Consider the following 24440-nt stretch of genomic DNA (forward strand, 5'->3'; position numbering starts at 1 on the left):
AAGCGTGTGCGTTAGTTGTACCAAAATGCCCTGAATCAGGCATGAAAGCCCGGTATTCCTTTAGTCGTTCGGAACCGCAGAAGTTTGGTTTTCCTGAAATGTTTCATGCTACTCTGATGAAATTGTTATAAAAGGAGAATAAAACATGCAGCTGCAAGCGGGCTGGATTGCGGGCGTCAGGCAGGTTCCTTCGCCGCATTTCGATACGCGACCTGAAAGCGACACGCCCAGGCTATTGGTTATCCATAATATCAGCCTTCCGCCGGGCGAATTTGGCGGTCCGTGGATCGACGCCCTCTTTACCGGAACGCTGGATCCTGAGGCGCATCCCTTTTTTGCCGAGATAGCCTCGCTGAAAGTCTCCGCCCACTGTCTGATTCGCAGAGATGGCGAGATCGTGCAGTATGTTCCTTTTCATCTGCGTGCCTGGCATGCGGGCGTCTCCTGTTATCAGGGCAGGGAAGCCTGTAATGATTTCTCAATTGGTGTTGAACTGGAAGGAACGGATACGCTGCCTTATACCGATGCTCAGTATCAGTCGCTTACTGCGCTCAGCCTGCTGCTGATAAGCCATTATCCTGCTCTGGCAGAACACATTACCGGGCACAGCGACATTGCGCCCCTACGAAAAACCGATCCCGGCCCCGCATTTGACTGGGTAAGATTCCGCCGCGCGCTGGTCGCTGGCGCTGATAACCGCACTGCGGATGGAAAGGAGTAGCGAGAATGACGCTTTTTAGTTTATTGCTGGTGCTGGGCTGGGAGCGCCTGTTCAAAATGGGAGAAAGCTGGCAGCTTGATCACCATATTGCGCCGCTGTTTCGCAAACAACACCGCTTTTCACTGATGCGTACGCTATTGCTGCTGCTGGTGGTAATGGCCGTTATTGCGCTCTGCCTGATGGCGCTGGAAGGCCTCTTTTTTGGCCTGCTGAAACTGCTGTTCTGGATCGCCGTCGGGCTGCTCTGCATCGGCGCAGGATCGGTACGTCTCCACTATCACGCCTACCTTAAGGCGGCCAGCCACAACGATACCGATGCGCACAGCGCGATGGCGGAGGAGCTGACGCTTATCCATGGCATCCCGGTCGGCTGCAGCGAACGGGAATATCTCTGCGCCCTGCAAAATGCCCTGTTGTGGATTAACTACCGTTTTTATCTGGCACCGCTGTTCTGGTTTGTGGTGGGAGGCGCATGGGGGCCGGTACTGCTGGTGGGTTATGCATTTTTACGCGCCTGGCAAGCCTGGCTGGCTCGTCATCACACGCCGCTGGAGCGTGCGCAGTCGGGCATTGATGCCATTCTGCACTGCATTGACTGGCTTCCGGTGCGTCTGGTCGGCGTAGCCTATGCGCTGCTGGGACATGGTGAGCGGGCGCTGCCCGCCTGGTTCGCGACGTTGGGCGATCGCCATAGTGCGCAGTATCAGGTGCTGACCAGCCTCGCCCAGTACTCTCTGGCGCGCGAACCGCATACCGATAAGGTCGAGACGCCACGGATTGCGGTGGCGCTCGCCAAAAAAGTCTCGCTGGTGATGTTGGTAGTGGTGGCGCTGTTAACGATTTACGGTGCGCTTGTTTAGCCACTCCCCTGAAACTAAACCGGCCATCATTCACTGATGGCCGGTTTACTTCCCTGACTCAGACAGGCGTTATCTGCGCTATAGCGCGGCCATCAACCGCGCTTTACGTTAACGTTCAACGCGCTGACTTCAGACAGTATCTGCCGGTGGAATACCAAACTGCGGCATGCCGTTATCATCCCAGCTGAAGGTTTTGATCCGCGTATGCCGGTTGGGATCGTAAAGGGGATCGCCTTCAATTTCCGTATAGTTTCTTGCGTGGTAGACCAGCACATCCTCCCCTGATTCCGTCACCGTGAAACTGTTGTGACCGGGGCCGAACTGGCGGTTTTCCCAACTGGTGGTGAAGACGGGTTCAGGTGACTTTTGCCAGTTTTCGACCGCCAGCGGATCGGCGTCGGCATCGATCCAGAGCAGTCCCATACAGTAATTTTCATCGGTGGCGCTGGCTGAATAACTGACAAACAGCCGTCCGCCGTGCCGGATAACCGCTGGCCCTTCATTCACGCTGAAGCCCACACACTCCCACCTATATTCGGGACGGCTGAGCATTACCGGTGTGCCTTTGATTGACCAGGGTGTCTCCAGCTCCGCCAGATAAAGATTGGAATTGCCCGGAATTGCCGGATCTTTTTGCGCCCACAGGTACCAGTTTTTCCCCTGATGGACAAAATGGGTGGCATCCAGCGCAAAACTGTCGATCGGAACCTGCATCTGGCCACATTCCTGCCACTCACCTGCAAGCGGATCCTCCGCTGAGCAGGAAAGCACGAACATCCGGTGCTGAAACAGGCCATCCTTGATCTCTCGCGTTGGTGCTGCGGCGAAGTAAATCACCCAGGTACCGCTGATACGGTGCAGTTCCGGTGCCCAAATCAGCTCGCTCATCGGGCCTGTCTCCGGCTTGCGCCAGACCACCACCGGTTCGGCTGTCGCCAGACCGGCAAGCGTGCTGGCGCGGCGGATTTCAAGGCGGTCGTATTCAGGTACGGATGCGATGAAGTAGTAGGCATTCCCCTCACGTAAAATGAACGGATCGGCGCGCTGTTCTATTAACGGGTTGGGCCATGTCTCTTTGCTCATCATGCTGCTCCTTCGGGATTGGCGGTGGCTTTACTCCCACGATAATCGTTCAGTTCCTGGTAATTGCGGCGGCGCTGTTCCAGATCGGACTGGATGCGCTGCATCATATGACGGTCGACCTTCATCAGCCTGACCACACCTGCGGTAATCAGATATCCCACGCCAGGGATCACGGTAAACAGCAGAATAATGCCGTGCAGTGCGTCAGGGGATTGTGCGGCAGCGCCCGCCTGATAACCATAAAATGAGAGCAGAAAGCCAACCATCGCTCCGGCCACGGCAAGGCCGACTTTCAGGAAAAACAGGTTGCCTGAGAAGCTGATGCCGGTGATGCGTTTGCCGGTTTTCCATTCGCCATAATCATCAACATCGGCCATCAGCGACCAGTGCAGCGGGGAAGGGATCTGATGCAGAATATTGAGGAAGAAGTACATGACCACGACCAGCACGGTAGCCTGCGGATTGAGGAAGTAGAAGCCGCAGGAGAAGATAGCCAGCGCGATGTTTGTCCAGAAAAACACCTTAAGTTTGCACCAGCGGTCCGTCATCACCTTAGCCAGCGTACTGCCGATCATCATGCCGATAACGCCCAGGCTGATAAACAACGTGGCGAACTGGGTGGACTGTCCCATAACCCAGGTAACGTAATACATGGTGGCTGCCATGCGGATAAAGCCCGGGCAGACGTTGCAAAATGTCAGAAGCAGAATACGTACCCACTGATCGTTTTTCCATACGTCTTTCAGATCGGCTTTCATCGCGTCGTTGGTCGGCACGGCGGGCTTGATACGTTCCCGTACGGTGGCAAAACAGAATAAAAACATGCAGAGGCCGATAAACGCCAGTACGCTCATCGCCATCTGGTAGCCGCGCGCTTTGTTTTCTCCACCAAACCAGTCGGCCAGGGGAAGCAGCGAGAGCGACAGGATCAGCGTTGCCACGCCGACCATCACAAAACGGTAGGACTGGCAGGAGACTCGTTCTCCCGGATCGTTAGTGATGACGCCGCCCAGCGAGCAGTAAGGGATATTGATCGCAGTATAGGTCAGTGACATCAGGAAATAGGTCACAAAGGCGTAAATAACCTTATTTTCATACGTCCAGTCCGGTGTGGTGAACATCAGTACGCTGAACAGGACATAAGGCAGGGAAACCCAGAGTAACCATGGACGAAAGCGTCCCCAGCGGCTCTGCGTCCGGTCAGCAATGGCACCCATAATCGGATCGGTGACAGCGTCCAGCACCCGTACTGAAAGCATCAGTATGCCGACCAGGGCGGGCGACAGGCCGAAAACGTCAGTGTAGAAATAACTCAGGAACAGCATGATGGCCCCGCCAATCATGTTGCAGCCGGCATCGCCCATGCCGTAGCCAATTTTCTCTTTAACCGAAAGCGCCGTGCCTTTCATGGATAATTCTCCCACCCTCTATTGAAGGCAACAGTATTAATGCCTTAAGCATGATTTGCGCTAGTTGAATGCGTCACAGAGATGGACAAAACAGCTGCCGGCACGAAACTGTGAGAAGGTTAACATTTAGTATCATAAGGAGTGGCGCGTAAATAAATTGTTAATAGACGCAAGGCGATACCAAAAGCGAAAGCAGTGATAATCGGACGCAGCGGGACAAAGATTAAATAGCGAAGCAGAGAAGTCTGGAGTTTTAGACGGAAAGCGGGAGTAAGAATTTCAGAAGGTAAGAAGGGGGCGCCAGCCCCCTTCCTCCATCACGCTTTTTGCAGACGGGATTTAAATGCATAGCCGACAGCCAGAATAGCGATCCAGACCGGAATCAGCCAGACGGAGATAGCCATGCCAGGCGTCATGGCCATAATCACCAGAATCGCGGCCATAAACAGCAGACAGATCCAGTTACCCAGCGGATAGAAGAGCGCCTTAAAGCGGGTTTCAACGCCCTGCTGGTCTTTTTTGCGACGAAACTTCAGGTGCGCAAGGCTAATCATCGCCCAGTTAATCACCAGCGCCGATACCACCAGCGCCATCAGCAGGCCGAATGCTTCGCCCGGCATCAGATAGTTGATTAGCACACAAATTGCGGTAGCCGCTGCCGATACGGCGATAGCCACTACCGGCACGCCGCGACTATCCACTTTCAACAGCGCTTTAGGGCCGTTACCCTGCTGGGCCAGGCCAAACAACATCCGGCTGTTACAGTAAACGCAGCTGTTATAAACGGAGAGAGCCGCCGTCAGGATCACCACGTTCAGCGCATTGGCGACCAGAGTGTCACCAAGGTCGTGAAAAATCATGACAAACGGGCTGGCGCCACCAATCACTTTGGTCCAGGGATAGAGCGACAGCAGCACGGTGAGGGAACCGATATAAAAAATCAGGATACGATAAAGCACCTGATTGGTGGCTTTAGGAATGCTTCTCTGGGGATCGTCCGCTTCCGCTGCCGTAATGCCGACCAGCTCAAGTCCGCCGAAGGAGAACATAATTACCGCCATCGCCATCACCATGCCGGAGATGCCATTCGGGAAGAAGCCGCCTTTTGCCCAGAGATTGGTGACGGTCGCCTCTGGTCCGGCATGCCCGCCGAACAGCAGCCACATACCAAAGATGATCATGCCAACAACGGCCACTACTTTGATGATCGCGAACCAGAACTCCATTTCGCCGTAAACTTTCACGTTGGTGAGGTTAATGGCGTTGATCAGCACAAAAAAGGCCGCTGCGGAAATCCATGTTGGGATATCAGGCCACCAGTACTGGATATATTTTCCGACGGCGGTCAGCTCAGCCATGGCCACCAGAACGTATAAAATCCAGTAGTTCCAGCCGGAAGCAAAGCCGGCAAAGTTGCCCCAGTATTTATAGGCAAAGTGGCTGAAGGAGCCTGCGACCGGTTCTTCAACGACCATCTCGCCAAGCTGGCGCATAATCATAAAGGCGATAAAACCGCCGATGGCGTAGCCCAGTAGGACGGAAGGCCCGGCCATTCTGATCGTATCAGCGATCCCCAGAAACAGGCCTGTGCCCACGGCACCGCCCAACGCGATAAGCTGGATATGGCGGTTTTTCAGACCGCGCTTCAGCGTTTCGCCCTGCTGTTGTTCCATATAAACCTCGTGGTGTCATTATTGTTCTTAACCCGGCCCACTGTCTTTGTAAGTCTGTTTTTACTGATAACGTATTAAAAGCTTTACAGCGCCAGAAGCACGAAAATGAGGCAGAGACTACCTTCGCGACAAGAATAGTGTTAAGCGCCTTTTAATGCACTCGCTTTCGCTTGCCAGCAGGCGGAATGATGAAATTTACAGCAGTTACGCGACCGATTCAGAAAGCACAAATGCATCAGAAAAGCGAAGATCGTTCCCTTATGGTCATGGGGGTTATTTCCCGCTAAGCGCTTGCAGAATTTCGGAAAAGTTAAAAAATTTAACATTTTCCGGGTAGTGTATTGCATCGCTGGCGTTCTGTTAAAACTGTGAGCTGAGTATGAAGTCACTGGCCTTTCGGTTTGCCACCTTATAGACATCAGGTGAATACTTTGTTACTTTACGGGCACCTTTTTGCAATTGGTATTACCAATTTACTCCGGCAGACGCAGAAGAAGGGATGATGGCTTACAGCAAAATCCGCCAACCAAAGCTATCCGACGCTATCGAGCAGCAGCTCGAATCCCTGATCATGGAAGGGACGTTGCGTCCGGGTGAGAAACTCCTCCCTGAACGCGAGCTTGCAAAACAGTTTGATGTCTCCCGCCCCTCTTTGCGCGAAGCGATCCAGCGTCTGGAAGCTAAGGGCCTGCTGCTGCGCCGTCAGGGCGGCGGTACCTTCGTCCAGACCAGCCTGTGGCAGAGCCTGAGCGATCCGCTGGTCGAGCTACTGGCCGGTCACCCCGAATCTCAGTTTGATCTGCTGGAAACGCGACATGCGCTGGAAGGCATTGCGGCTTACTACGCTGCGCTGCGCGGCACCGATGAAGATATCGAACGCATCCGCCACTGCCATTTGCAGATTCAGGCCGCCCAGAACAGCGGCGATCTGGATGCCGAAGCCGATGCGGTGATGCAGTATCAGATTGCCGTCACAGAGGCCGCCCATAATGTAGTGCTGCTTCATCTGCTACGCTGCATGGGACCCATGCTGGAACAAAACGTCCGACAGAATTTTGAATTGCTCTACTCGCGCCGCGAAATGCTGGCGAAAGTGAGCGGTCACCGCGCCAGTATTTTCGAGGCGATTGTGGCACGCGAACCCGAACAGGCGCGCGAAGCCTCACACCGTCACCTGGCGTTTATCGAGGAAATATTGCTGGACAGAAGTCGGGAGCAGAGTCGTCGAGAACGCTCCTTACGACGTTTACAGCAACGTAGGGACTAACGCGTAACCATAACGCGGCAACTCGCCCTGACGCCTCAGGCGTTAGGGATAAACGATGGGCCTGTCTCCTTGTGCTTTGTCAGCAGAGTACAGTGAGACAGGCTCCAGACAATTCAACGTATTAGACACAGATAAGGAATACCCCCCATGTCAGAACGTTTACACAATGACGTGGATCCGATCGAAACTCGCGACTGGCTACAGGCGATCGAATCGGTCATCCGTGAAGAAGGTGTTGAGCGCGCGCAGTTCCTGATTGACCAGGTTATGAGCGAAGCACGTAAAGGTGGCGTAAAGGTGGCAGCAGGCGTTGCTTCCCGTAACTACGTCAACTCGATTGCCGTTGAAGATGAGCCGGACTATCCGGGCAATACCTCTCTGGAGCGTCGCATCCGTTCCGCAATCCGCTGGAACGCCATTATGGCGGTTCTGCGCGCCTCGAAAAAAGATCTGGAACTGGGTGGTCATATGTCCTCCTTCCAGTCTTCGGCGACCATTTATGAAGTCTGCTTCAACCACTTCTTCCGCGCCCGCAGCGAAAAAGATGGCGGCGATCTGGTCTACTTCCAGGGTCACATCTCTCCTGGCGTTTACGCACGTGCTTTCCTTGAAGGCCGTCTGACCGAAGAGCAGATGAACAACTTCCGCCAGGAAGTGGATGGCAAAGGCCTCTCTTCTTATCCGCATCCAAAACTGATGCCGGAATTCTGGCAGTTCCCGACCGTATCAATGGGCCTTGGCCCAATCGGCGCGATCTACCAGGCGAAGTTCCTGAAGTACCTTGAGCACCGTGGCCTGAAAGATACCTCTCAGCAGACCGTTTACGCCTTCCTGGGCGATGGTGAGATGGATGAGCCGGAATCTAAAGGCGCGATCACTATCGCGACCCGTGAAAAACTGGATAACCTGGTCTTTATCATCAACTGTAACCTGCAGCGCCTTGATGGCCCGGTAACAGGTAACGGCAAAATCATTAATGAGCTGGACGGCATCTTTGGTGGCGCAGGCTGGGAAGTGATCAAAGTGATCTGGGGCGGACGCTGGGACGAGCTGCTGCGTAAAGACACTAGCGGCAAGCTGATCCAGCTGATGAACGAAACCGTTGACGGTGACTATCAGACCTTTAAATCCCGCGACGGTGCCTATGTGCGCGAGCACTTCTTCGGTAAATATCCGGAAACCGCTGAGCTGGTTAAAGATATGACCGACGATGAGATCTGGGCGCTGAACCGTGGCGGTCACGATCCGAAGAAAATCTACGCAGCGCTGAAAAAAGCGCAGGATACCAAAGGCAAACCTGTGGTTATCCTGGCCCACACCATCAAAGGTTATGGTATGGGTGATACTGCCGAAGGGAAAAATATCGCGCACCAGGTTAAGAAGATGAACATGGATGGCGTACGCTACATCCGCGATCGCTTCAACGTGCCGGTAGAGGATGCGGACATCGAAAAGATGCCGTACATCACCTTCGACAAAGAATCTGAAGAATACAAATACCTGCACGGTCAGCGTGAGAAGCTGGGCGGCTACCTGCCGACCCGCCAGCCGAACTTCACCGAGAAGCTGGAAATGCCTGCGCTGGAAGATTTCCGTCAGCTGCTGGACGAGCAGAACAAAGAGATCTCCACCACGATCGCTTTCGTGCGTGCCCTCAATGTGATGCTGAAGAACAAGTCGATCAAAGATCGCCTTGTGCCTATCATCGCCGATGAAGCGCGTACCTTTGGTATGGAAGGTCTGTTCCGCCAGATCGGTATCTACAGCCCGAACGGCCAGCAGTACACCCCGCAGGACCGTGAGCAGGTCGCCTACTATAAAGAAGATGAGAAAGGTCAGATTCTTCAGGAAGGCATCAACGAACTGGGCGCAGGCGCATCCTGGCTGGCGGCGGCAACGTCTTACAGCACCAACAACCTGCCGATGATCCCGTTCTATATCTACTACTCCATGTTCGGTTTCCAGCGTATCGGCGATCTGTGCTGGGCAGCGGGCGATCAGCAGGCGCGCGGCTTCCTGATTGGTGGGACCTCCGGTCGTACCACGCTGAATGGCGAAGGTCTGCAGCATGAAGATGGTCACAGCCACATTCAGTCGCTGACCATTCCTAACTGTATCTCTTACGATCCGGCGTATGCTTACGAAGTGGCAGTCATCATGCATGACGGTCTGGTGCGTATGTATGGCGAAGCGCAGGAAAATATCTACTACTACATCACCACGCTGAACGAAAACTACCACATGCCTGCGATGCCGCAGGGTGCGGAAGAAGGTATCCGTAAAGGTATCTACAAGCTGGAAACGGTAGAAGGTAGCAAAGGTAAGGTTCAGCTGCTGGGTTCAGGTTCTATCCTGCGTCACGTGCGCGAAGCGGCACAGATCCTGGCGAAAGACTACGGCGTGGGCTCAGATGTTTATAGCGTGACTTCATTCACCGAACTGGCGCGCGATGGTCAGGACTGTGAGCGCTGGAACATGCTGCATCCGACCGACGAACCTCGTGTGCCTTACGTCGCGCAGATCATGAACGATGCGCCAGCTGTCGCCTCAACCGATTATATGAAACTGTTCGCAGAGCAGATCCGGACCTTCATGCCAGCCAGCGACTACCGCGTGCTGGGCACCGACGGTTTCGGTCGTTCTGACAGCCGTGAAAATCTGCGTCACCACTTCGAAGTGGACGCGTCTTACGTGGTTGTAGCAGCGCTGGGTGAACTGGCCAAACGCGGTGAAATCGATAAGAAAGTGGTTGCGGAAGCCATCACCAAATTCAATATCGATGCCGATAAAGTCAACCCGCGTCTGGCATAAGAGGTAAAGAGTAATGTCTATTGAAATTAACGTACCGGACATCGGTGCAGACGAAGTGGAAGTGACCGAAATCCTGGTCAAGGTTGGCGACAAGGTTGACGTTGAGCAGTCGCTGATTACCGTCGAGGGTGACAAGGCCTCTATGGAAGTCCCTTCGCCAAAAGCGGGCGTGGTAAAAGAGATTAAAGTCGCCACCGGTGACAAAGTGGAAACCGGCAAGCTGATCATGATCTTTGATGATGCTGAAGGCGCTACTGAAGCGGCGCCTGCCCAGGCCGAAGAGAAGAAAGAAGACGCCAAGCCTGCGGCTGCCCAGAGCGCAGAAAGCAAAGACGTTAACGTCCCGGACATTGGTGATGATGAAGTTGAAGTCACCGAAATTCTGGTGAAAGTGGGCGATACCGTTGAAGCCGAGCAGTCGCTGATCACCGTTGAAGGCGACAAAGCTTCCATGGAAGTTCCGGCTCCCTTCGCGGGTACGGTCAAAGAGATCAAAATCAGCACCGGTGATAAAGTCAGCACCGGTTCCATGATCATGGTCTTCGAAACCGCCGGCTCCGGTTCAGCGCCTGCTGAAGCCAAGCCAGAAGTGAAAGAAGAAGCGGCAGCGGCACCTGCTGCTGGCGGCGGCGTGAAAGATGTCGCCGTGCCGGATATCGGTGATGATGAAGTTGAAGTCACCGAAGTGATGGTGAAAGTGGGCGATAAAGTGGCTGCCGAGCAGTCGCTTATCACCGTGGAAGGCGATAAAGCCTCTATGGAAGTCCCTGCGCCATTCGCCGGTACCGTGAAAGAGATCACTATCTCTACGGGCGATAAAGTGAAAACCGGTTCGCCAATCATGGTGTTTGAAGTTGAGGGCGCGGCTCCGGCGGCAGCCCCGGCGGCGAAGAAAGAAGAAGCTGCACCGGCTAAGCAGGAAACCAAAGCGGCGCCTGCGCCAGCCAAAGCTGAAGCGAAAGGCGAGTTCTCTGAGAATGACGCCTACGTTCACGCCACCCCGGTTATCCGCCGTCTGGCTCGTGAATTTGGCGTAAACCTGGCGAAGGTCAAAGGAACCGGTCGTAAAGGCCGTATTCTGAAAGAAGACGTTCAGGCTTACGTGAAGGATGCCGTGAAGCGTGCCGAAGCGGCACCTGCTGCTGCCGGCGGCGGAATGCCAGGCATGCTGCCGTGGCCGAAAGTGGACTTCAGCAAGTTCGGTGAGATCGAAGAAGTGGAAATGGGCCGCATCCAGAAAATTTCTGGTGCCAACCTGAGCCGCAACTGGATTGTGATCCCGCACGTCACGCAGCACGATAAAGCGGACATCACCGACGTTGAAGCCTTCCGCAAACAGCAGAACGCTGAAGCAGAGAAGAAGAAGCAGGATCTGAAGATCACCCCGCTGGTGTTCATCATGAAAGCGGCGGCGAAAGCGCTGGAAGAATTCCCACGCTTTAACAGTTCACTCTCTGAAGATGGCCAGAAGCTGACGCTGAAAAAATATATCAACATCGGCGTGGCGGTCGATACGCCGAATGGCCTGGTGGTTCCGGTCTTTAAGGATGTTAACAAGAAGGGCATCGTTGAGCTGTCCCGCGAGCTTGCTGTTATCTCCAAAAAAGCCCGTGATGGCAAGCTGACGGCGTCGGATATGCAGGGCGGCTGTTTCACCATCTCCAGCCTTGGCGGCATCGGCGGAACCGCGTTCACGCCGATCGTCAACGCGCCGGAAGTGGCTATCCTTGGCGTTTCCAAATCGTCAATGGAACCGGTCTGGAACGGCAAAGAGTTTGTGCCGCGTCTGATGCTGCCGTTGTCGCTCTCCTTCGATCACCGGGTGATCGACGGGGCGGCGGGTGCCCGCTTCGCCGCTTACATTGCCACCATCATGGCGGATATTCGCCGTCTGGTGATGTAAAAGTAACTCAGGCCGGCTTTCGCCGGCCTTCTCATAGCCGACTTTCGATGTCATAAGTCGACAAGGTAGTTGAAAACGTTTTGCATCAGGCAGTTTGCAGTTTGTTAACAACTCTGTAAACTCTTGCGGTGAAAACGTACCGGTAGGCGAGAGGAAGTTCTTCAGGGGATTGACGTTTTAGCAGGTAGTTAAGCACTCGCGTCCCGATGAGCTGACAGCGTCAGTGATTCAGGTAAAAGTTTGCAGCTCACCCCCGCTTAAGCGACAAAAGCCACGAGAATCGCCGGTAAAGTTAACTAAGAGGTCATGATGAGTACAGAAATTAAAACTCAGGTCGTGGTACTTGGGGCAGGTCCAGCAGGTTATTCTGCTGCTTTCCGCGCAGCAGATTTAGGTCTGGAGACCGTCATCGTTGAGCGTTTCAGCACCCTGGGTGGGGTTTGTCTGAACGTGGGCTGTATCCCTTCCAAAGCGCTGCTGCACGTTGCAAAAGTGATTGAAGAAGCGAAAGCGCTGGAAGAGCATGGCGTTGTGTTCGGCAAACCGCAGACCGATATCAACAAAATCCGTACCTGGAAAGATAAAGTTATCAACCAGCTGACCGGCGGTCTGGCTGGGATGGCGAAAGGCCGTAAAGTCAAAGTAGTGACCGGCGAAGCGAAATTCACCGGCGCGAACACGATGTTCGTGGACGGCGAAAACGGCGGCACCACCATTAATTTCGATAACGCGATTATTGCTGCCGGCTCCCGTCCGATTCAGCTGCCTTTTATTCCGCATGAGGATCCTCGCGTATGGGATTCCACCGCTGCGCTGGAACTGAAAGAAGTGCCAGAGCGTATGCTGGTTATGGGTGGCGGTATCATTGGTCTGGAAATGGGCACCGTTTATCACGCGCTGGGTTCACAGATTGATGTGGTCGAGATGTTCGACCAGGTTATCCCTGCTGCCGATAAAGACGTGGTGAAAGTCTTCACCAAGCGTATCGCGAAACAGTTCAACCTGATGCTGGAAACCAAAGTGACCGCGGTAGAAGCCAAAGAAGATGGTATCTACGTCACGATGGAAGGCAAGAAGGCGCCGGCTGAACCACAGCGTTATGACGCCGTGCTGGTAGCCATTGGCCGCGTGCCGAACGGTAAAGGCCTGGATGCCGGTAAAGCGGGCGTGGAAGTGGACGATCGCGGCTTTATCCGCGTCGATAAGCAGATGCGTACCAACGTGCCGCACATTTATGCTATCGGCGATATCGTCGGTCAGCCAATGCTGGCGCACAAAGGCGTGCACGAAGGCCATGTGGCAGCAGAAGTCATTTCCGGTAAGAAACACTATTTCGATCCGAAAGTGATCCCATCGATCGCCTATACCGAGCCAGAAGTTGCCTGGGTTGGTCTGACCGAGAAAGAAGCGAAAGAGAAGGGCATCAGCTACGAAACAGCGACCTTCCCATGGGCGGCCTCTGGCCGTGCAATCGCTTCCGACTGCGCGGACGGCATGACCAAGCTGATCTTCGACAAAGAGACACATCGTGTTATCGGTGGTGCGGTTGTCGGCACCAACGGCGGCGAGCTGCTGGGCGAAATCGGTCTGGCTATCGAAATGGGCTGCGATGCGGAAGATATTGCGCTGACCATCCATGCTCACCCGACGCTGCATGAATCCGTTGGCCTGGCCGCGGAAATTTTCGAAGGTAGCATCACCGATCTGCCAAACCCGAAAGCGAAGAAGAAGTAAGTCGCTTCAGGTATTAAGAATGGCTCCGCAAGGGGCCATTTTTTTGTCTTTATAATAATGCTCTCCTGCCTCTTTGTGTATGCATGACTTCATCCTTTATCCTGTCTGAAACAACTTACTGCAATCCGCCGTTTAAACGTCCTTCTTGATGATGACATTGTCGTGCAAAATGGTTTAAAACGACGGCAAAATTTCGGTAGAATTTTCCGTATAAGAAAAAATCAGTGGAATCATAGAGATAATCTTAGAGTGTTCCCCGCGTGAGCGGGGATAAACCGTTGTAGCGATTGCAATAGTTCCACATTGTGGTGTGTTCCCCGCGTGAGCGGGGATAAACCGGCCTTTGTGTAGGCTGGGGCGGGCTTGGGCCTGTGTTCCCCGCGTGAGCGGGGATAAACCGTTACAGGAAAGCAGCACCAGCACGTAAAACGCGTGTTCCCCGCGTGAGCGGGGATAAACCGCCTGGCTTGATGAGGAGCTTAATACAGCTGAAGTGTTCCCCGCGTGAGCGGGGATAAACCGAGTCCGCCCCGATCCCGGAATGGGCCGAAGATGTGTTCCCCGCGTGAGCGGGGATAAACCGATGCTCTGTAGTGACTACGCCAACTCGCCGCCGTGTTCCCCGCGTGAGCGGGGATAAACCGCACACTTCGATGATATGTGCGTTGCGGATGATGTGTTCCCCGCGTGAGCGGGGATAAACCGCGTGCTGAGGGTCGGCTGCAGGCATACGGGAAGTGTTCCCCGCGTGAGCCGGGATAAACCGACAGGGCTGAGTCAGCAGGTCACGTTCGTCGCGTGTTCCCCGCGTGAGCGGGGATAAACCGCTGACCAAACAAACCAGACTCCGATGGAGTATGTGTTCCTCGCGTGAACGGGGATAAACCGGCGAACGTCAGTACCCGCAACAAAATAAACCCGTGTTCCCCGCGTGAGCGGGGATAAACCGGGAGAATGAACATGGGCAGGGATTTCACAGAAGTGTTCCCCGCGCCAGCGGGATAAGCCATCATTTATTGAGCATCCACGCTTTCGGAAGGGAAAATAAAAAGCCCGCAGTTAAGCGGGCTGGTAGCGGTAATTAAAGGAACCATTGCGGCTTTACGCCGAACCGGTCTGAAAGCGCCTTAATATGTGAGATCGTCAGCGAACGCTGGCCGGAGAGGATCTGGCTCACCAGGGATTTAGAACCGATCTCCTCCTTCAGGTCAGCGTAGGACAGCTTATGCTGATCAATCAGTGTACGCAGCAGGGCGACGCCCACCGGCACTTCATCCACTGATTTATTGAACCCGGCGAACTGCTCGCTATGGTCCTCGTAGTCAGCGATTTTGGCTGCCAGAAAGTCAATCAGCGGGCTTTCGTCATCATGATTAATCAGATAGTCCACCAGCGCCAGTGCGTCACGGTAGTCCTTCTCAGAAACACTGCCTCCGAGGAACGGGACTGCATCCACCAGTTGCTTCGTTGCTTCAATAGCTTTTGTCGTGTCGGCGATCATTCTTTGTTCTCCCGATAGTAGCGAGTCAGCTTATCGTATTCAGCGTGGGTAACGATGTGCTTCACGTAGAAGCGTCGGTTCACAAAATTGATGTAAGCGATCACCCTGAGATTATTGCCACCAACATCTAAAACCCACCATTTATTACGGTACTTGAAATTGTCCAGGCTTGGCACTGCAGTGCGTAGTTCATCAGGCGATTTGAAATCGGTTTCACGAGCCAGACGATACAACGCCTTTATAGCGATAGCGTCGTTTGGGAAGAGCCGTGCCGCTTGCTCAAATGGTTCTCTGGAAATGACGTGCATTGAGCGATTCTCTTCGATTGTTCACATTATGTAAACACTTTAGCGTACATTGCCCGTACTGGCAATATGAGGAAACAGGGACAGAGATGAAGCGCGCCGCAGCGGGCGAGGGTTACAGACTCAGTAGGTAGCTGGATCCCTCTCTTGAACCCTTGATTGTGGGTTCTCAGTGCTGTGCTTTGATAGCAGGTTGCGCATCTGCTAGAGCGAAATTAGCGTCCCGCACCGCCTCCTCTCCGGTTCGTTAATATTGAAGCTGGGCGACCTTTGGCTATTAGTAATCAATTGGCAGATCACCGGGTAGCGCAGCAATTTTGCAGAAAGTCAGCGCAGTGGGATAAGCAATAGTTAGCGGCAACGGCACAGGGAGTACTACGCAGATTATGCTGGCAAGTACTTCGTTTACCTCCCATCATTAATGTCCGGACTGTTCCTTATGGCAGTAAGCCGTGGGCTCACCGGGTTTCCGGTAAATATAAGACGGAAAATCTGTGATTTCAGTTTCAGTATAAGAGGCGAAGTGTTCTGATCCACCAAAGCGAGTTCTGAATCCGTCCAGAAGGTTATTTTTTTCTTCATGGCTGGCACCTGGCAGGGATACCGCCATTGTGTCCGGATCGATGCGTAGATACACGCCCGACTGTTCAGCGCGTTCTGTGGACCGGAACGTCAGAGTCATGCCGCTGCTGTTTGCTCCCTCTGTCAGCCATGTGACTTTCACATCATAATCCGTAAGATTATTCCGACGGGTGATTACCGTTCCCCGGGTGGTTACAAGGGTGCGCCGGAGCATCTTTCCATCTCCGGGCAGGTCGGAGCGGCAGACAACAACACTACCGGGCGGATAGGCCGTATTGAGACGCTGAGCTTCCTCGAACGTTGCAGCTTGGGCACGCCCAGTCGTGCCGATAAGTATGGCTGCAATGCAAAACCCACCTGCGTAACACTTTACTTTTTTCATCTTCTTTTCATCCGGTTGCCAGACTGCTTACGCTTCCTGTGACTGGAACCAACAAATCTTGCTCGCACCTGCCACGTTTTTGCGATCTCAGGACGTCAATCACTTACTCACGGTCATCTATTAAGATATCGGGGATTGACGAGACCGCCCTTATAACCCAGGGGCATATCATGAATCTTACTTTGGCCCAGTTATCCACTCTTAAATCATTTCTGACCACAATTAGCCTTGTGCCCATACACGGATTTACAAGACGGGAAATCAGACTGTGTCATTATTTTGAGAAATCATAAACAGCCTGATATCAATCGTGACTGTATAGACAGTTTGATTGTCATCTCCTTTGGCCAGCTCATCAATATCCTGACGAACACACTTTGTCAGTATCAGCTAATAACTTAAGTTTTCGGCAATACGCGCTCCAGCGTCTTGGGTTCCAGAGTTTACTTTTTAGTAAAGCTTGATAAACCTGCCGTCGTTAGCCGTTTCAAGCTCCACATCCCTTCTTTGACCAGAGGATTGCACAGGCAGATGCGAAGCATATACATATACTTGCTATGATAGCTGCATGAAAAGGCCGTAAGGAGAGGAGAATTTCTATGAGAACCGTATCGATTTTTAAAAATGGAAACAACCGTGCCATCCGCCTGCCACGCGATATGGATTTTGAAGGGGCCAGCGAACTTGAAATTATCCGGTAAGGAGACAGTATCATCCTGCGCCCCATCCGGCCAACCTGGAGTTCATTCGCGCAGCTGGAAAAAGCCGATGAGGACTTTATGGCGGAGCGCGAGGACGTGATCGGCCATGAAGGACGGGGGATTCGTTAACAATTCCTATAGGCTCGATACCAAAACTTGCTCATTCATTATGCGCGAGCAGCCGGTAGCTGTTAGAGATCGCCTGGAGCAGGCGATGCTGCGCAATCACCGCAATGTGGTCCCAGCCATCACATACGCCGGAATGCATTGCGGGGCGATCTGATGACATACCGTCACGCTGGTGGCGTCAGTGCTGTTGCTATCAAGCCACACCGTCACGCCATATAAATGCGAGATGTGCGCCTCGGTTAACGCTGAAATATTCCCCACTGGCGTCAATAAACTGAAATAAGCTTCAGCCTGCAATGCTCAAAATGCCGTTTGTTACTCTGCCACGTGCTGCTTTTCCGCCGCTACCCGATCGATAAACATCTGTGCCAGTACGGCGATGGCCGCATTGCCCGGTAGCTTTTCTTCATTGATGCGGAGCACCAGTGACGTGGAACGCCGGCGCCCCTGCAACAGCTGAAGCGGGCACAGTTCGCCGCTTTCCAGCAATGCGGCGATGTTCTTCTCCGGTAGCCAGCCATAGCCCAGTTGATGCTGTACCGCCTCAATCGCCGCTGACAAGGTGGTAAATGACCAGTTTTCCGCCTGTTCGCCACTGACTTCTGACTGCTGCTGCTGCTGACGATCGAGAATGGTAATACAGGGCCAGCGCGCCAGCGTGGCAGCATTGAGCGGCGCTGGCTCGCGATGCAGCGGATGGTCGCAATGCGCAACAGCAATAAAATCGACGCTCATCAGGCTTTCACCGGCTAAAGGCTGGTCCCCACCGTGCGCCACCAGCCATAAATCGGCTTGCTGTTCTGCCAGCCTGCCCGGCGTTTCGCTGCGGACGATTTCGCTCAACCAGACTCTGACATGCGGATAACGCTGCTGAAACTGGTGAAGTACTTCGAATAACAGTGGCTTGGGCACAATGGCATCAACCATCAAATCGACGCGGGAAGGCTCACCACGTTGTAGCGCGGCAGCCTGTGCCTCAAGGCTGCTAAAACCAGCGAGCAATGGGCGCGCCTGCGCCAGCAACTGCTGCCCCTCAGCGGTCAGAACCGCCCGGCGTCCTTCCTGCTGAAGTAGCGCGATGCCCAGCCGCTGCTGTAGCAGACCGATCTGATAACTGACCGAGGACTGGCTGCGGTTATTTTTCTCCGCCGCCAGTGCAAAGCTTCCTTTATTAACTACCGAATCAAGCAGGAACCACTGTTCAAGCGTCGTTTTATGCATGGTGACCCATCGAAAAATTGAATGAAATAGTGCTAAAAATAGCGTTATTAATCGCTTTTGTAACGCGCAATAATCTCCTCAAGGCAAACAAATGAGGAATTAATCATGAGCACTTTTGATAAACATGACTTGTCTGGCATCGTCGGCAAACATCTGGTTTACACCTATGACAATGGCTGGAACTACGAGCTCTATATAAAAAATGGTGACACCGTCGATTATCGTATTCACAGCGGAATGGTCGGTAACCGCTGGGTTAAAAATCAGCATGTCTATGTGGTTCGTCTGGCGCATGATGTCTATAAAGTTTCCTGGACCGAACCAACCGGTACCGATGTTAGTCTGGCCGTTAATCTGACTGACAAAATCTTTCACGGCACCATCTTCTTCCCACGCTGGGTAATGAATAATCCGGAAAAAACCGTCTGCTTCCAGAACGAGCATCTGGAAGAGATGGCAAAATATCGCGAAGCAGGTCCGGCTTATCCTACTGAGGTAATTGACGAATTTGCCACGCTGACCATTATCCGTGATGTCGGTGAAAACAACGACAGCGTGATTGACTGTCCGCCTGACCAATTGCCTGCCAATTTCCCGGCCAATCTTAAAAATTAAGATGCGACAGAAGAGCTCATGGTGAGCTCTTCTGCTTTCTCTCTTATAAGGACGAAAAATGGAATTATCGACAAAGGTTTTTATCAGTAGTGATGCGCATGACGGATTCGGTGTCAGTTCCACCATTATCATGGGCGAGAAAGAGGCGATGCTGGTGGATGCCCAGTTCACCCTGGCGAATGCGCACCGGCTGGCCGCAGAAATTATTGAAACTGGTCTCGACTTGAAACGGATTTTTATCACTCACCTTCATCCCGATCACTTCCTCGGTCTTGAAGTGATCAAGTCTGTTTTCCCGGACGCTGAAATCCTTTCTTATAAGCAGGTAGCCGAAGATGTGAATGACGCCTTCGACTTCAAAATCGATTACTGGGGAAAACAGGTTTTGAAGGAGAATGGTGCCCGCACAACCTATCTTATTACGGAGACAGAGGAGGATACGTTCTATCTGGAAGGCCAGCAGATTAAGATTCTGGGGCTGCTCAGCGGGGATTGTATCAGGGTGACGCCGCTCTGGATCCCGTCGACCCGCACGCTAATCGCCTCCGATATCGTCTTCGCTGATGCGCACGTCTGGATTGCCGATATGCGCACGCCGGAACGCATTGCGAAATGGATGCAGAGTCTGGATACGCTGGAAGCGCTTGCGCCAAAAGTGCTGATCCCAGGTCATTCACGTACCACGTCGTCCCTTAGCCCTTCTGCGATTGGTTTCACCCGAACCTATATCAGAAATTTTATTAAAACGCTGCATCAGGTAAACAACAGTGCGGAGCTGGTGCAGGAGATGGAGAGAATATATCCCAATCTTCCTGTGAAGATTTGCCTCGACTACAGCGCCCGGATTTTAAAAGATCGTTATGTCTGGCCCGGTGACTGGCCTGTATCGTTGCGGGAAATGGAAAGCACCCTGTAGCATTATTATCAGGCCCGTTGTATCTGGCCTGATTTCAACAATACGGCTTCAATATAGCGTGCAAAAAGTATCTTCATTGCGGCGTTCTATTCCTGCCCGTTATCTATTCCATCTTTTACAGGGCAGGGGAAACCACGGCCGCCAGCTTTTTTCTGTGACGTTTTTGAGCAACGCGATCTTACTCTTCTCTGAGATAACCTCAGCGCGGCAGGCCTGCGCTGGCGGCGAAAAATCGGGCAGTTTTGGCCAGGTCTTTAATGTTGCTTTTTTGTAAACAGATTAACATCAGGCCGAAATCCTGCTATGCTGCCCCTCGCGAAACCGGGCACCTTACCCTACATAGAGCGAAACTCACGCCAAAGTGAGCATTGTGGGCCCGGTAAGCCAATAACAATGTGAGCGAGGAGAACGTCGTGCTAGAAGAATACCGTAAGCACGTTGCCGAGCGTGCTGCCCAGGGGATCGTTCCTAAACCGTTAGATGCTTCCCAAATGGCCGCGCTGGTTGAACTGCTGAAAAATCCGCCCGCGGGTGAAGAAGAATTCCTGACCGATCTGTTAATCAATCGAGTGCCACCAGGCGTGGACGAAGCGGCTTATGTGAAAGCGGGCTTCCTGGCCGCCGTCGCCAAAGGCGAAGCGACTTCTCCTCTGATTACTCCAGAAAAAGCGGTAGAACTGCTCGGCACCATGCAGGGTGGTTACAATATCCATGCGCTGCTCGACGCGCTGGAAGATGAAAAGCTGGCGCCTATTGCCGCTAAAGCACTTTCCCATACGCTGCTGATGTTTGACAGCTTCTACGACGTGGAAGAGAAAGCCAAAGCGGGTAACCCGCACGCCCAGCAGATCATGAAGTCCTGGGCCGAAGCGGAGTGGTATCTCTCCCGTCCGGAGCTGGCTGAAAAAATCACCGTAACCGTCTTCAAGGTGACGGGCGAAACCAACACTGACGATCTCTCGCCTGCGCCTGACGCCTGGTCCCGTCCTGATATTCCTCTGCACGCGCTGGCGATGCTGAAAAATGCCCGTGAAGGCATTGAGCCGGATGAGCCAGGCAACATTGGCCCGATCAAACAGATCGCAGCGCTACAGGCGAAAGGTTATCCGCTGGCCTACGTAGGCGACGTGGTCGGTACAGGCTCTTCCCGTAAGTCCGCGACCAACTCCGTGCTCTGGTTTATGGGTGATGACATCCCCTACGTGCCGAACAAAAAAGGCGGCGGCGTGGTGCTGGGCAACAACATTGCGCCTATCTTCTTCAACACTATGGAAGATGCGGGCGCACTGCCGATCGAAGTGGATGTGCAGAACCTGAATATGGGCGATGTCATCGACATCTATCCTTATAAAGGCGAAGTGCAGAATCACGAAACGGGCGAAGTACTGGCGACGTTCTCCCTGAAAACTGACGTGCTGCTTGATGAAGTGCGTGCGGGTGGTCGTATTCCACTGATCATCGGTCGCGGTCTGACCGCCAAAGCGCGTGAGTCACTGGGACTGCCGCAAAGTGATATCTTCCGTCAGGCGAAAGATGTGGCGGAAAGCAGCCGCGGTTACTCGCTGGCGCAAAAAATGGTAGGCCGTGCCTGTGGCACCGATGGCGTACGTCCTGGCGCTTACTGCGAACCAAAAATGACTTCAGTGGGGTCTCAGGACACCACCGGGCCGATGACCCGCGATGAGCTGAAAGACCTGGCCTGTCTGGGCTTCTCTGCCGATCTGGTGATGCAGTCATTCTGTCACACCGCCGCCTATCCTAAGCCGGTTGACGTCTCCACGCACCATACGCTGCCAGACTTTATCATGAACCGTGGCGGCGTCTCGCTGCGTCCGGGCGATGGGATTATCCACAGCTGGCTGAACCGTATGCTGCTGCCGGACACCGTAGGCACCGGCGGGGATTCCCATACCCGTTTCCCGATCGGCATCTCTTTCCCGGCAGGCTCCGGCCTGGTCGCCTTTGCGGCCGCCACCGGCGTGATGCCGCTGGATATGCCTGAGTCGGTGCTGGTGCGCTTCAAAGGAAAAATGGAGCCGGGCATTACGCTGCGCGACCTGGTTCATGCGATCCCTCTCTATGCGATTAAGCAGGGTCTGCTGACCGTTGAGAAGAAAGGGAAGAAAAACATCTTCTCGGGCCGCATCCTTGAAATCGAAGGTCTGCCGGATCTGAAAGTGGAGCAGGCGTTTGAGCTCTCTGACGCCTCTGCCGAACGTTCAGCTGCGGGCTGCACCATCAAGCTGGGTCAGGATCCGATTATTGAGTACCTGAACTCCAATATCGTTCTGCTCAAGTGGATGATCTCTGAAGGTTACGGCGATCGCCGTACGCTGGAACGTCGTATCCAGGGGATGGAGAAGTGGCTGGCAGATCCTCAACTGCTGGAAGCGGATGCGGATGCAGAATATGCCGCCGTTATCGAAATCGACCTGGCCGACATCAAAGAGCCGATCCTGTGCGCACCCAACGATCCTGACGATGCCCGTCTGCTCTCTGACGTGCAGGGTGAGAAGATTGATGAGGTATTCATCGGCTCGTGCATGACCAACATCGGCCATTTCCGTGCGGCTGGTAAGCTGCTGGACAGCCATAAAGGGCAGCTGCCGACGCGTCTCTGGGTAGCACCGCCAACCAAGATGGATGCCGCGCAGCTGACGGAAGAGGGCTACTACAGCGTCTTCGGCAAGAGCGGTGCGCGTATTGAAATCCCGGGCTGTTCACTCTGTATGGGTAACCAGGCGCGAGTGGCTGATGGCGCGACGGTGGTTTCCACTTCAACCCGTAACTTCCCGAACCGCCTGGGCACCGGCGCGAATGTCTTCCTGGCATCCGCTGAGCTGGCCGCCGTCGCCTCACTACTGGGCAAACTGCCGACGCCGGATGAGTATCAGCAGTTTATGGCGCAGGTGGATAAGACGGCGGTGGATACCTATCGCTATCTGAACTTCGATCAGCTGGCGCAATACACCGAAAAAGCGGACGGCGTTATCTTCCAGACCGCCGTCTGATCAGGCCGGGTGAGGCCCTGAGGTTTCACCCGTCCACGGCCAGAGTAGGACCGCGCACATTGCATATGAAAGGCGAATCATCGATTCGCCTTTTTTCTTGCCTGTAATCCTTACATACCTCTCCGCCTGCTTTTTTCCGTTGCCCCAAAATTGCCCCTCATTTGAAAAATTCTAATTTTACCTGGCTCTTCGCATTATATTTTCTCATGCTATTGCCTGTTACCGGCTGCTTTCTTTTTCCTTCATCGTCGGCTTCCGCTATTTTCTTCGCAGTTTTACCGCAGTCAATTGTTGTTTATGTGCGTAATGGCGCAGATTTATAGTGCAAAACTCTGGAAACTGCCTTCCCCAGGCTTCCTGCACCAAAAGGGTTCGGCCTTGTTTTTCTTATGGTTAAAGCACCTGTTCGGTGGTAACGTCAGGTCAAGGTTATCGTTTGCGTCGCGGCTCTTCAGGCCGGACGTAACCGTCTGAAACGTGTAAAAGCACAGGATTGTTATGACTCAGCAGACTCCCTTGTTCGAACAGCATCAGGCCTGCGGCGCACGCATGGTGGATTTCCATGGCTGGATGATGCCGCTGCACTACGGCTCTCAACTCGATGAGCACCACGCGGTACGAACCGATGCCGGTATGTTTGATGTGTCGCATATGACCATCGTCGATCTGCATGGCGCGCGTACCCGCGACTTCCTGCGCTATCTGCTCGCTAATGACGTCGCCAAACTGACTCAGCCGGGTAAAGCGCTTTATAGCGGGATGCTTAACGCTTCCGCTGGCGTAATTGACGATCTGATTGTTTACTTTATGACCGAAGACTTTTTCCGCATGGTGGTGAACTCCGCCACGCGGGAGAAAGATCTCGCCTGGATTTCCGGCCATGCGGAATCCTACGGCGTTGAACTTCACGTGCGTGACGATCTGGCGCTGATTGCGGTGCAGGGACCTCATGCAAAAGAGAAAGCTGCCACGCTGCTGGATGAATCTCAGCGACAGGCAGTGGAGGGTATGAAGCCCTTCTTCGGCATTCAGGCTGGCGATCTGTTTATCGCCACCACCGGCTACACCGGTGAGGCGGGTTATGAAATTGCGCTGCCGAACGAACAGGCGGCACCATTCTGGCAGAAGCTGGTGGCTGCGGGCATTAAGCCAGCCGGACTCGGCGCACGCGACACGCTGCGTCTGGAAGCGGGCATGAACTTATACGGTCAGGAGATGGACGAAGGCGTCTCGCCGCTGGCAGCCAATATGGGCTGGACAGTGGCATGGGAACCGGCAGACCGCAATTTTATTGGTCGTGAAGCGTTAGAGGCGCAGCGCGGGCAGGGCACGGAGCAGCTGGTCGGCCTGATCCTGACCAGTAAGGGCGTGCTGCGCAATGAACTGCCGGTGCGCTTTACCGACAGCGCAGGCAACCTTCAGGAAGGCATTATCACCAGCGGTTCATTTTCACCCACGCTGGGCTACAGCATTGCGCTGGCGCGCGTACCAGCGGGCATTGGCGAGCAGGCGATCGTTGAGATCCGCAATCGTGAAATGCCGGTTAAGGTGACCAAACCGATTTTTGTTCGCGCCGGAAAGCCGGTCGCATAATAACGATTACCTCAGGAGAGCAG

General features: G+C 53.8%; 18 protein-coding genes, 1 pseudogene and 1 CRISPR repeat array. Of the genes and pseudogenes, 11 read left to right on the forward strand and 8 right to left on the reverse strand.

Annotation, left to right across the window (positions count from 1 at the left end):
- Positions 1–145: 145 nt before the first annotated feature.
- Positions 146–721 carry a 1,6-anhydro-N-acetylmuramyl-L-alanine amidase AmpD gene (ampD, locus tag EA20_RS0112120; RefSeq protein ID WP_024967083.1) on the forward strand — a complete coding sequence of 192 codons (576 nt, stop codon included), beginning with the start codon at positions 146–148 and terminating at the stop codon, positions 719–721.
- Positions 722–726: 5 nt separating this feature from the next.
- Positions 727–1581, forward strand: coding sequence for a beta-lactamase regulator AmpE (gene ampE, locus EA20_RS0112125; protein WP_024967084.1), 855 nt, complete (start codon positions 727–729; stop codon positions 1579–1581).
- Between the two features lie 129 nt (positions 1582–1710).
- On the opposite strand, the gene EA20_RS0112130 is transcribed toward ampE, so the two are convergent.
- The 3 genes from EA20_RS0112130 to aroP all read right to left on the reverse strand — a co-directional run bounded on the left by EA20_RS0112130 (position 1711) and on the right by aroP (position 5746).
- On the reverse strand, positions 1711–2664 hold the full coding sequence (locus EA20_RS0112130) for a family 43 glycosylhydrolase (protein WP_024967085.1): 954 nt from the start codon (positions 2662–2664) through the stop codon (positions 1711–1713).
- Positions 2664–4073: a glycoside-pentoside-hexuronide (GPH):cation symporter gene (locus tag EA20_RS0112135; protein WP_024967086.1), complete on the reverse strand. Its 1410-nt coding sequence runs from the start codon at positions 4071–4073 to the stop codon at positions 2664–2666. The genes EA20_RS0112130 and EA20_RS0112135 overlap by 1 nt, the downstream gene beginning before the upstream one ends.
- A gap of 317 nt (positions 4074–4390) precedes the next feature.
- Entirely contained in the window at positions 4391–5746 is a 1356-nt protein-coding gene (gene aroP / locus EA20_RS0112140) for an aromatic amino acid transporter AroP (RefSeq protein WP_024967087.1), read from the reverse strand.
- 502 nt (positions 5747–6248) lie between these two features.
- Between aroP and pdhR the strand changes: the two genes are divergently transcribed.
- The 4 genes from pdhR (at position 6249) to lpdA (ending at position 13461) form a co-directional block, all read left to right on the forward strand.
- Positions 6249–7013 carry a pyruvate dehydrogenase complex transcriptional repressor PdhR gene (gene pdhR, locus EA20_RS0112150; protein WP_024967088.1) on the forward strand — a complete coding sequence of 255 codons (765 nt, stop codon included), beginning with the start codon at positions 6249–6251 and terminating at the stop codon, positions 7011–7013.
- Positions 7014–7160: 147 nt separating this feature from the next.
- Positions 7161–9824: a pyruvate dehydrogenase (acetyl-transferring), homodimeric type gene (aceE, locus tag EA20_RS0112155; protein ID WP_024967089.1), complete on the forward strand. Its 2664-nt coding sequence runs from the start codon at positions 7161–7163 to the stop codon at positions 9822–9824.
- Positions 9825–9837: 13 nt separating this feature from the next.
- Positions 9838–11727 (forward strand): pyruvate dehydrogenase complex dihydrolipoyllysine-residue acetyltransferase, encoded by a 1890-nt coding sequence (gene aceF, locus EA20_RS0112160; RefSeq protein ID WP_024967090.1) that lies wholly within the window; start codon positions 9838–9840, stop codon positions 11725–11727.
- 309 nt (positions 11728–12036) lie between these two features.
- Positions 12037–13461: a dihydrolipoyl dehydrogenase gene (lpdA, locus tag EA20_RS0112165; RefSeq protein ID WP_024967091.1), complete on the forward strand. Its 1425-nt coding sequence runs from the start codon at positions 12037–12039 to the stop codon at positions 13459–13461.
- A gap of 249 nt (positions 13462–13710) precedes the next feature.
- Positions 13711–14471: direct repeats of the CRISPR family, unit length 29 nt; unit sequence GTGTTCCCCGCGTGAGCGGGGATAAACCG.
- A gap of 71 nt (positions 14472–14542) precedes the next feature.
- On the opposite strand, the gene EA20_RS0112170 is transcribed toward lpdA, so the two are convergent.
- The 3 genes from EA20_RS0112170 to EA20_RS0112180 form a co-directional block, all read right to left on the reverse strand.
- Positions 14543–14962 carry a type II toxin-antitoxin system HigA family antitoxin gene (locus EA20_RS0112170; RefSeq protein WP_024967092.1) on the reverse strand — a complete coding sequence of 140 codons (420 nt, stop codon included), beginning with the start codon at positions 14960–14962 and terminating at the stop codon, positions 14543–14545.
- Complete coding sequence (locus tag EA20_RS0112175; RefSeq protein ID WP_024967093.1) at positions 14959–15270, reverse strand: type II toxin-antitoxin system HigB family toxin; 312 nt, start codon at positions 15268–15270, stop codon at positions 14959–14961. The genes EA20_RS0112170 and EA20_RS0112175 overlap by 4 nt, the downstream gene beginning before the upstream one ends.
- 415 nt (positions 15271–15685) lie before the next feature.
- Positions 15686–16231: a hypothetical protein gene (locus tag EA20_RS0112180; protein ID WP_152540231.1), complete on the reverse strand. Its 546-nt coding sequence runs from the start codon at positions 16229–16231 to the stop codon at positions 15686–15688.
- 599 nt (positions 16232–16830) lie between these two features.
- On the opposite strand from EA20_RS0112180, the pseudogene vapB reads away from it, so the two are divergent.
- A pseudogene (gene vapB / locus EA20_RS19730) lies at positions 16831–17061 on the forward strand (type II toxin-antitoxin system VapB family antitoxin).
- A gap of 31 nt (positions 17062–17092) precedes the next feature.
- Here vapB and EA20_RS21230 read toward each other — a convergent pair.
- A complete protein-coding gene (locus tag EA20_RS21230) occupies positions 17093–17221 on the reverse strand; it encodes a hypothetical protein (protein WP_255343114.1) in 129 nt (42 codons plus the stop codon).
- Positions 17222–17376: 155 nt separating this feature from the next.
- Positions 17377–18282 carry a LysR family transcriptional regulator gene (locus EA20_RS0112195; RefSeq protein ID WP_024967095.1) on the reverse strand — a complete coding sequence of 302 codons (906 nt, stop codon included), beginning with the start codon at positions 18280–18282 and terminating at the stop codon, positions 17377–17379.
- A gap of 102 nt (positions 18283–18384) precedes the next feature.
- Between EA20_RS0112195 and EA20_RS0112200 the strand changes: the two genes are divergently transcribed.
- The 4 genes from EA20_RS0112200 (at position 18385) to gcvT (ending at position 24417) form a co-directional block, all read left to right on the forward strand.
- Positions 18385–18897, forward strand: a complete 513-nt coding sequence (locus tag EA20_RS0112200) for a phenolic acid decarboxylase (RefSeq protein WP_024967096.1) — start codon at positions 18385–18387, stop codon at positions 18895–18897.
- 58 nt (positions 18898–18955) lie between these two features.
- A complete protein-coding gene (locus EA20_RS0112205) occupies positions 18956–19813 on the forward strand; it encodes an MBL fold metallo-hydrolase (protein WP_024967097.1) in 858 nt (285 codons plus the stop codon).
- A 413-nt stretch (positions 19814–20226) separates the two neighbouring features.
- Positions 20227–22824, forward strand: coding sequence for a bifunctional aconitate hydratase 2/2-methylisocitrate dehydratase (acnB, locus tag EA20_RS0112215; RefSeq protein WP_152540232.1), 2598 nt, complete (start codon positions 20227–20229; stop codon positions 22822–22824).
- Positions 22825–23322: 498 nt separating this feature from the next.
- Complete coding sequence (gcvT, locus tag EA20_RS0112220) at positions 23323–24417, forward strand: glycine cleavage system aminomethyltransferase GcvT (protein ID WP_024967099.1); 1095 nt, start codon at positions 23323–23325, stop codon at positions 24415–24417.
- Positions 24418–24440 lie beyond the last annotated feature (23 nt).

Origin of the sequence: Pantoea sp. IMH, assembly GCF_000599885.1 — a bacterium.
Taxonomy (GTDB): Bacteria; Pseudomonadota; Gammaproteobacteria; order Enterobacterales; family Enterobacteriaceae; genus Erwinia.